This is a genomic window from Mesorhizobium sp. B2-9-1 (genome assembly GCF_006439455.1).
Lineage (GTDB): Bacteria > Pseudomonadota > Alphaproteobacteria > Rhizobiales > Rhizobiaceae > Mesorhizobium.
In genome coordinates, this window is the sequence record NZ_VFTP01000033.1 from 1 (window position 1) to 8958 (window position 8958).

Consider the following 8958-nt stretch of genomic DNA (forward strand, 5'->3'; position numbering starts at 1 on the left):
ACCCCGTCGATCGGGGGAGAGGTGGCTCGGCGAAGCCGAGACGGAGTGGGGGTCGACCAGCGCTACATTGGACAATGGATGCGCCAAGCTGCCATGCACGCTATCGCCAAAGACTAGCCGCTTCGAAATGTGTCGATGCCGTAGCCCGTTTACGGGAGAATGCCATCAGGGCAATGAGGGCCAGCGCCTACCCTTCGAAATTATCGTCCGGCAGAGTTCCTACCCTACAAACTGGCGCGCGATTATCAGCACCGCCGCCCCGGCCAAGAACATCGCCATGAGGCCGCCGCGCAGCGATGCCAGCACGGTGACGACCAGCGCCGCCCATTCCGCCGGCCCGGCATGCAGCAGCTCCGGCGCGACGAGCGTCGTCAGCACGGCGGCAGGCACGGCGTTGAGGCCGGCCTCGACGCGCGGATGAATGGTCTCAAAGCGCGAGATGACGAGGTGGCCGCCGACACGGGTCAGATAGGTGGCGACGGCGCCGGCCAGGATGATCCAGAAGGTCGTGCTCATGGCCGCTTGCCCACGCCGCTGTGATGCGGCGGCAGGATCACCGCCAGGAGGATGCCGGCGACTGCGCCGATCGAGACATGCCAGGGTGAGCCGACAGTTCTGTAGGCGATGATCGAGGCGACGGCGCTGGCGGCGACGACGGGCGCCCAAAGCGGCCGCTTGCGAAAGCCGAGCACCAGGCCGAGGAAATAGATCGGCAAAAGGAAATCGATGCCCAGCGCATGCGTGTCGGGGATCAGCTTGCCGAACACCGCGCCCAATCCGCTTTCGACCACCCAAAACACATAGACCGGCAGGCCTAGCCCCAGATACCAGACGAAGCCGACGGGACGGCCGGACTCCGCCCTCGCCTCGGCGATGGCGAATTGCGGGTCGGTCAGGATGAAATAGCCGAGCGCCTGCTGCAGCAGCGGCCAATGCGCGATGCGCCGGCCGATGCCGGCCGAATAGAGCACGTGGCGAAAGTTCACCGCAAAGATCGACAGCACGATCAACCATGGCGCGACGTGCTGGCCGAACAGCTCGATGCCGACCATCTGGCTGGCGCCGCCATAGATCATCGCGCTCATCAGGAAGGCTTCGAGGACGGAAAAACCATTATCGACCGCAAGCGTGCCGAACAGCACCGCGAACGGCGCCGACGCAACGACGACCGGCATTGAAAGCCGCACGCCGTCCCAGAAATCGCTGCCCGTTCTGCCCTCAGAGATTGCTTCCGCTGCCATGCACCGCTCCTCGTGCATGTCGCCCAGAAGTGCGCAGCGGTTCTGGGACAACGACATGCATCAACAAAAAGACTTAAAGCGCGTCGCCTGGATTCGTTCAGCGCGACGCGCCTTAAGAGCGGTTTCATTTAGGGAGCGTCGCTTTCAATGTCACACCAATTCGCCTGACCCAATGATCAGCGGAACTGATCGCCGGTGTTGCAAAACGTTGGAAGTTCTCCACTGCTCAGCTGACGAAATAGCGCTGCCGTTCGAAGTCCCTGATGTGCGACGCCTGCCCGGCGTCGGATGGGATTTTTTGCCGGCCCCTATTGTCGAACGATCGCGCCCTGGCGCAGAGATAGCGTCGCGCCTTGCAGCAAGAACCGAGGGGAAATGAATGGTCGTCTATGATTTCACGGACCGGCATGCGGTCGTCACCGGAGCCGGCGGCGGGATGGGCGAAGCGATCGCGCTGGCGCTGCTCGATGCCGGCGCCTCCGTCACCGCCATCGACATCAAGTCGCGTCCGGCCTCCCTCACCTCGTACGACGACCGGCTCACCTTCGCCCAGGGCGATTTGACCGACGCGGCCTTCGTGGAGCGGACCATCGGTGCGGCGGGCCGCGAGCGCGGCGGCATCGACTATCTCGCCAATGTCGCCGGCGTATTGTGGTTCGGTCGCGACAAATCGGCGCTCGAGATGGACCTCGACGTCTGGGATCAGGTCTTCAACATCAATTTGAAGTCCTTTGTGCACACCGTACGCGCGGTCGTTCCGCAGATGCGCGCCGGCGGCCGCGGCGGCGCCATGGTGCATTTCTCGACCATTCAATGGTATCGCGGCGATCCGAAGCCTCAGGATGCCTATCAGGCCTCGAAGGCGGGCGTCTGCGCGCTGTCGAAGTCGCTTGCCATGCAGCTTGCCGGCGACGGCATCCGCTCCAACGCGATCTGCCCCGGCATGGCGCTGACGCCGCTGCAGGCGCGCTGGGACACCGAAGAAAAGCGCGCCGCCGTGGCGAATTATACGCCGCTCGGCCGCATCGGCACGCCGCAGGACATGGCAAACGCCGCGCTCTTCCTGCTCTCCGACGCCGCGAGCTATATCACCGGGATCGAGCTTGCCGTCGATGGCGGTCTCTTGATGCGGATGTAAGCCCGGCGACTGCCGGAGGCGGCGTCAGGCCGCGACGGCCGTTCCCTGGATCGCCCTGCCCCAGTCGAGCAGCGGCTTGGCGCCAAGCGTGAAGCCGACGAGATCGTCGACCAGCGCCGGCGAGTGGATCGTCGCCGGATCGATTTCGTGCCGGACCACAAAATGCCGGCTGCGCACCGCCTGGGCGAGATCCTCGTCACCGATATCCTCGAAACCGCGCGGCGCCCGCTTCAGGCGGTCTTCCGCATCGAGCGCGAGGCCGGCCTTGTTGAGCGACGAGACCATGCCGCGGAACGCGGCCGGCTTGGTCACGATCGCCTTGCGCATCGCCTGCAGCAATTCAGGCGCCGGCTGCCACCAGGCCACACCCGCGAAGCAGCGCTCGAGCCCGATATGCACATAGAAGACGCCCTGCTCCATCTTGGTGCCGTCGGGCGAGAGGATCGCCGAGAGATGCCGGTTGTAGGGCCGCTTGTCCTTGGAAAAGCGCACGTCGCGATTGATGCGGAACAGCGATTTCTTGCGGTCGCCGCGCAAGCCGAGCTTGGCCGCCTCGAAACGCTCTGTGAGCGTCTCGACCAGATCGCAGAACGGCCCGTGCAGCTCGCTGTCGTAAAGGTCGCGGTTTTCCTGGAACCACTCGCGGCTCTGGTGGAAGTCGAGCGCCTTCAGGAACGGAATGGCCTTCGGCCCAAAACCCTTGAACGCGCCAGTCATCAGCCGCCCCTGCCGATACGCTGCAGCCAGGTGTCCTCGTCGATCACCTCGATGCCGAGGTCGCTCGCAACTTTCAGCTTCGAGCCGGCACCAGGACCCGCCACCACCAGGTCGGTCTTGGCCGAAACCGAGCCCGCGACCTTGGCGCCGAGCCGCTCCGCCATCGCCTTGGCTTCCGAACGCGTCATCTTTTCCAGCGAGCCGGTGAACACCACCGTCTTGCCCAAGACTTCGCTGCCGGCTGAGAATTCCATGACGTAGGGTTTCGGATGAACCTGCGCCAGCAAGGCGTCCAGCACATCGTCATTTCGCTCATTGCCGAAGAAGTCGCGCAACGCGTTTATCACCGTGTCGCCGATGCCGTTGATCGACGGGAAGACGCTGTGCGGATCCTCCGCTTTCGCCATCTCCTTGCCGACACGGATCAGTTCCTCGATGGTCGAGAATTGGCGGGCAAGCACGGCCGCCGTCGTCTCGCCGATATGGCGGATGCCGAGCGCGAAGATGAAACGATCGAGCTCCGGCTCGCGGCGCGCGTCGATGGCCGAAAACAGCTTGTCGAGACCTTCATAATTACGCTCCTCGACGCTGCGCACATTCTTGCGCGCCTTGCCCGAGGCTTCCTCGCGCAGCCTCGCCTGCTCCTCGCGTCGCTCGGCCAGCGCCCTGGTGACGGCGGGCCTTCGGTCCTTCAGCGTGAAGATATCGGCGGCGGTCTTTACCAGCCCCGAATTGAAGAACAGGTCGATGTTTTCGGCACCGAGGCCTTCGATGTCGAGCGCGCCTCGCGACACGAAGTGACGCAGCCTTTCGACCGCCTGCGCGGCGCAGATCATCTCGCCGGTGCAGCGCCGGCGCGAATCCTCCTTGCCTGTCTTCTCGTTGATCTCGCGCGTCGCCCGCGAGCCGCAGACCGGGCAGGTATGCGGGAATTCATAAGGCACCGCGCCAGCCGGCCGCTTGTCGACGACGACGCTGACGATCTGCGGGATGACATCCCCCGCCCGCTGGATGACCACCGTGTCGCCGATGCGCACGTCGATGCCGTCGCGGATCGGCTGGCCGTTGCTGTCGAAACCCTTGATGTAGTCTTCATTGTGCAGCGTGACATTCTCGACCACCACGCCGCCGACCGTGACCGGCGCCAGCCGCGCCACCGGGGCCAGCGTGCCGGTACGGCCGACCTGGATGTCGATCTTCTCGACGGTCGTCATCGCCTGCTCGGCCGGGAATTTGTGGGCGACCGCCCAGCGCGGCTCGCCGGTGACGAAGCCCCAGCGGCGCTGCAGCTCGAGCTGGTCAACCTTGTAGACGACGCCGTCTATGTCGTAGCCGAGCGAGGAGCGCTGCTCCTCGATGCGGTGGTAATGCGCGATCAGGTCGTCGATCGACTTCGCCCGCACCATCAGCGGGCTGACCTTGAAGCCCCATTCCTTGAACTTCTGTACGGAATCGAACTGCGTCGGCGCGGGGTCCGCTGTCGTATAGCCCCAGGCATAGGCAAAGAATTTCAGATTGCGGCTGGCGGTGACCAATGGATCCTTCTGGCGCAGCGATCCTGCAGCCGTGTTGCGCGGATTGACGTAATCCTGGCCGCCGACCGCCGCTGAACGCTGCTTCAAAGCTTCGAATTCGGCATAGGTCATGTAGACCTCGCCGCGGATCTCGATGATTTCCGGCCAGCCCGAACCCTGCAGCTTCTTCGGGATATCGGCGATCGTTTTCAAATTGGCGGTGATGTCCTCGCCGACCGTGCCGTCGCCACGCGTCGCGCCCTGCACGAACACGCCGCTCTCGTAGCGCAGCGAGGCCGACAGCCCGTCGATCTTCGGTTCGGCGGTGAAGGCGATGTCGAGGTCTTTGTCGCGGTCGAAGAAACGCCTTCCGCGCTCGATGAAATCGGCGACGTCCTGGTCGGTGTAGGCCTTGGCGAGGCTCAGCATCGGCACCGCGTGCCGCACCTTGGTAAAGCCCTCCGCAGGCGGGGCGCCCACCCGCCGCGTCGGCGAATCCTCGCGCACGAGATCGGGGAAGCGCTCTTCGATGGCGAGGTTGCGCCGGCGCAGCGCATCATACTCGGCATCGGTGATCGTCGGCGCGTCCTCGGCGTGATAACGCCGGTCATGCTCGGCGATCTCCGCCGCCAGTTGCTTCAGCTCATCCGCGGCTTCGCCTTCGCTCAACGAATCGACGGGTTTTTCCGACATGCATCAGTCCTTGGATTGTGGCGCGCCACTATAAATCAGGATTTGACGGCAGGGAGTGGGCTTGCGCAAAAATCATTGCTGAACAGCACGATGCAGCCATCTGCTGACTCGGATTGGAACCGAAGTGGCCCAACCTTCTATGCGGCAGCCGTATTCTCGCGCAGCAACCGCTCCGCTGCCGCGCGCGCTTCGTCGGTGATGGTGGCGCCGGCCAGCATCCGCGCGATTTCCTCCTGGCGCGCCGCGCGGTCCATTTCGGCAATGCCGGTGGCCACACGGTCCTTGCCGCCGGATTTGGAAATCAGGAAATGCGTGGCGGCGCGCGCAGCGACCTGCGGCGCATGCGTGACCGAAAGCACTTGCACCCGCTTCGACAACCGCGCCAGCCGCTGGCCGATGGCGTCGGCCACCGCGCCGCCGACGCCGGTGTCGATCTCGTCGAACACGAGGGTCGGCGCCGAGCCGCGATCGGCCAGCGCCACCTTCAGCGCCAAAAGGAAGCGCGAGAGCTCACCGCCGGAAGCGACCTTCATCATCGGTCCCGGCCGGGTGCCCGGATTGGTGCGCACCCAGAATTCGACCTGGTCGATGCCTTCTTCCATGCGGCTTTCGGCATCGCTTCCCATCTCGACGATGAACTCGGCCCGTTCGAGCTTGAGCGCCGGCAGTTCCGCCATGACAGCCTTGGTCAGGCCCGCCGCCGCCGCATGGCGCAGCGACGACAGCTGCGCCGCGGAAATATCGTAGGCCTCGCGCGCCTCGGCGGCCTGCTTGGCCAGCGCGTGCAGCCGCTCCTCGCCGGCATCGAGGTCGGCAAGATCGGCCACCATCGTGTCGCGCAGCTGCGCCAGATCGTCGACCGCGACACTGTGCTTGCGAGAGGCGGCGCGCAGCGCAAACAGACGCTCTTCCGCCTTCTCCAGACGCTGCGGATCATATTCGGTGGCGCGAAGCGCTGCTTCCACGCCGGACTGCGCGGCGTCGAGCGAAATCATCGCTTCGTCGAGCGATTTCACCACGTCGTCGAGCAGGCCGGGCGCTTCGCTGGACTTGCGCTGCAGCCGCCGCAACAGGCTGGCGAGCTGCGGCAAGGGCGAGGACGGCCCCGACAGCACATCCTGCGCATCATGGATTTCGGCGGCGATCTTTTCGACGCGCATCATCGTCGCGCGCAACTCCGCAAGCTCCGTTTCCTCGCCCGGCTGCGGGTCGAGTCTTGCGAGCTCGGCCACGGAAGCGCGCAGATAATCGGCTTCGCGCGCCGCCGCCTCGACCTTGGCGCGATGTCGGGAAAGCTCCTGCTCGCAGTTTCGCCAGTACCGCCAGGCTTCGCCCGTGCCGCGTACGGCGCCCAGATGGCCGCCGAAACTGTCCAGCAATTCGCGATGCGCGCCGGGATCGACCAGCGCCCGCTCGTCATGCTGGCCATGGATCTCGACCAGGGCGCGGCCGACATCGCGCATCAGGGTGACGCTGGAGGGCTGGTCGTTGACGAAGACGCGGGTGCGGCCATCGGCCGTCTGCACGCGGCGCAGAATGATGTCGCCATCATCCTCGATGTCGTTTCCGGCGAGCAATGCGCGTGCCGGATGGTTGCGCGGCACGTCGAACACGGCAATGACCTGACCCTGCGCGGCGCCATGGCGGACGAGCGAGGCATCGCCGCGCGCGCCAAGCGCCAGCGACAACGCATCGAGCAGGATGGATTTGCCGGCGCCGGTTTCGCCGGTCAGCACCGAAAGCCCAGGCAGGAAGTCGATGTCCAGCTTCTCGATCAGGACGATATCGCGGATCGACAGTCTGGACAGCATCGCAAGCTTCAGGCGCCGGTGATCAGCTTCCCGGCCTTGGAAATCCACGATCCGGCATTTTCGCGGGGTTCAAGCCCGTTGCTCTGCAGGAGCTTGTAGGAATCCTTGTACCACGGGCTGTCCGGATAATTGTGACCAAGCACCGCCGCTGCCGTCTGCGCTTCCGAGGTCAGGCCCATCGCATAGTAGGACTCGGTCAGGCGCGCGAGCGCCTCCTCGACATGGCGGGTGTTGGAATAGTTCTCGACCACGGTGCGGAAACGCTTCACGGCGGCGATGTATTCGCGGCGCTCGAGATAGTAGCGGCCGACCTGCATCTCCTTGCCGGCGAGCTGGTCGCTGGCGAAGCGGATTTTGTCCTTGGCGTCGCCGACATATTCGGAGTTCGGCCAGCGCGTCACCAGATCCTGCATGGTCTGGATGGTCTGGCGTGCTTCCTTCTGGTCCTGGGTGACGTCCTTGATCTGCCGATAGTAGGAGAGGCCGATGATGTACTGCGCGTAAGCCGCGTCGTCTGTCGAGGGATAGAGGGTCAGGTAGCGCTTGGCCGAACCGATCGCCTCGTCGTAATTGCCGGCGCGGTAGTCGGCGAAAGCGCCCATCACCATCGATTTGCGCGCGAATTCGGAATAGGGATGCTGGCGGTCGACCGCATCGAACTTCTTGCTCGCCTCATCGAGGCGGCCGGCATTCATGTTGGCCAGGCCCTGGTTGTAGAGAACGTCGGCCGGCTCGGTCTGGTCGACATAGGTCGCCAGGTTGACATCCTTCTCGGACGACATGCAGGCCGACAGCACGAGCGCGGGAGCAACCACCGACAGCGCCAGCAAAACACCCCGACGCGGCGTTACCGATTGACCAACTCGCGAAAAAAACATGTTTGGATTCCGCCCCTTCGGCGTCGTTTCGGTCCCGGGCCGAAGCCATAAACCATTATCCCCTTGCCCGGCAACGCTATGTCCGGCCAATCGCACATTTTTGTGGCAGGCCGACGCTATGGCCAAAGCCGCGCGTTTTGGCGCCCCTGTGATGCAGCCGTGCAACACAAGCCCGACTACAAAGCCAGAAAACGGTTAAAAATCAGATCACCCAGGGCGCGTAGACCGGCCCGCTGACGGCGATCATCTCGGCGACGCGACCACGCTCGCGACGTCTCGTCTCGACGATCTCGAAGGCCGTCCGGTCGGAAAGCAGCCGGCGCAATGCCGAGGCATTCATCCGGTGGCCGCCGCGATAGGAGCGGAAGCAGCCGATGAAGCGCGCGCCGGCCAGCGCCAGATCGCCCATCGCATCGAGCGTCTTGTGGCGGGCGAATTCGTTGGGATAGCGCAGCCCGCCGACATTGATGACGCGGTTGTCGTCGCCGATGACAAGCGAGTTTTCGAGCGACGAGCCGAGCGCGTAGCCGGCGGCCCAAAGCCTCTCGACGTCCTTCATGAAGCCGAATGTGCGAGCGCGCGCGATGTCGCGGCGGAAGATGTCGGGATTGATGTCGGAGGCGAATTGCTGGCGGCCGATCGCCGGGCTCTCGAAATCGATCTCGACCTCGAACCGCGTGCCGTCATAGGGGCGGAACTCCGCCCAGGACGCGCCGGCTTCCACACGCACCGGCTTGACGACACGGATGTAGCGACGCCTCACCGCCAGCGTCTCGATGCCGGCCTGGTCGATGGCTTCGACGAAGGCCATGGCGCTGCCGTCGAGAATGGGGACTTCCGAACCGTCGATCTCGATGATGAGGTTGTCTATGCCGAGACCGAACACCGTGGCCATCAGATGCTCGACGGTGCCGATATGATCGCCGGCCGGATCGCCAAGCATGGTGCAGAGATCGGTGGCGCCGA

General features: G+C 64.6%; 8 protein-coding genes. 1 reads left to right on the forward strand and 7 read right to left on the reverse strand.

The window, feature by feature from the left end:
* Positions 1-219: 219 nt before the first annotated feature.
* The gene (locus tag FJW05_RS27235) at positions 220-516 is read right to left on the reverse strand and encodes an AzlD family protein (RefSeq protein ID WP_140637158.1); all 297 of its coding nucleotides are present in this window, start codon (positions 514-516) and stop codon (positions 220-222) included.
* On the reverse strand, positions 513-1241 hold the full coding sequence (locus FJW05_RS27240; protein WP_140637160.1) for an AzlC family ABC transporter permease: 729 nt from the start codon (positions 1239-1241) through the stop codon (positions 513-515). Before FJW05_RS27240 ends, FJW05_RS27235 begins: the two co-directional genes overlap by 4 nt.
* 379 nt (positions 1242-1620) lie before the next feature.
* On the opposite strand from FJW05_RS27240, the gene FJW05_RS27250 reads away from it, so the two are divergent.
* Positions 1621-2379: an SDR family oxidoreductase gene (locus FJW05_RS27250; protein WP_140637162.1), complete on the forward strand. Its 759-nt coding sequence runs from the start codon at positions 1621-1623 to the stop codon at positions 2377-2379.
* 24 nt (positions 2380-2403) lie between these two features.
* Here the strand turns inward: FJW05_RS27250 and FJW05_RS27255 are convergent, their stop codons facing one another.
* From FJW05_RS27255 to lpxC, 5 genes are all read right to left on the reverse strand, one after another.
* A complete protein-coding gene (locus FJW05_RS27255; protein ID WP_140543305.1) occupies positions 2404-3096 on the reverse strand; it encodes a TIGR02453 family protein in 693 nt (230 codons plus the stop codon).
* Complete coding sequence (ligA, locus tag FJW05_RS27260) at positions 3096-5303, reverse strand: NAD-dependent DNA ligase LigA (protein ID WP_140637164.1); 2208 nt, start codon at positions 5301-5303, stop codon at positions 3096-3098. The genes FJW05_RS27255 and ligA overlap by 1 nt, the downstream gene beginning before the upstream one ends.
* A gap of 137 nt (positions 5304-5440) precedes the next feature.
* Positions 5441-7114 (reverse strand): DNA repair protein RecN, encoded by a 1674-nt coding sequence (gene recN, locus FJW05_RS27265; RefSeq protein ID WP_140637166.1) that lies wholly within the window; start codon positions 7112-7114, stop codon positions 5441-5443.
* A gap of 8 nt (positions 7115-7122) precedes the next feature.
* The gene (locus FJW05_RS27270) at positions 7123-7992 is read right to left on the reverse strand and encodes an outer membrane protein assembly factor BamD (RefSeq protein WP_095769002.1); all 870 of its coding nucleotides are present in this window, start codon (positions 7990-7992) and stop codon (positions 7123-7125) included.
* Between the two features lie 202 nt (positions 7993-8194).
* On the reverse strand, positions 8195-8958 hold a 764-nt coding region (lpxC, locus tag FJW05_RS27275), incomplete at its 5' end, for a UDP-3-O-acyl-N-acetylglucosamine deacetylase (RefSeq protein WP_140637168.1).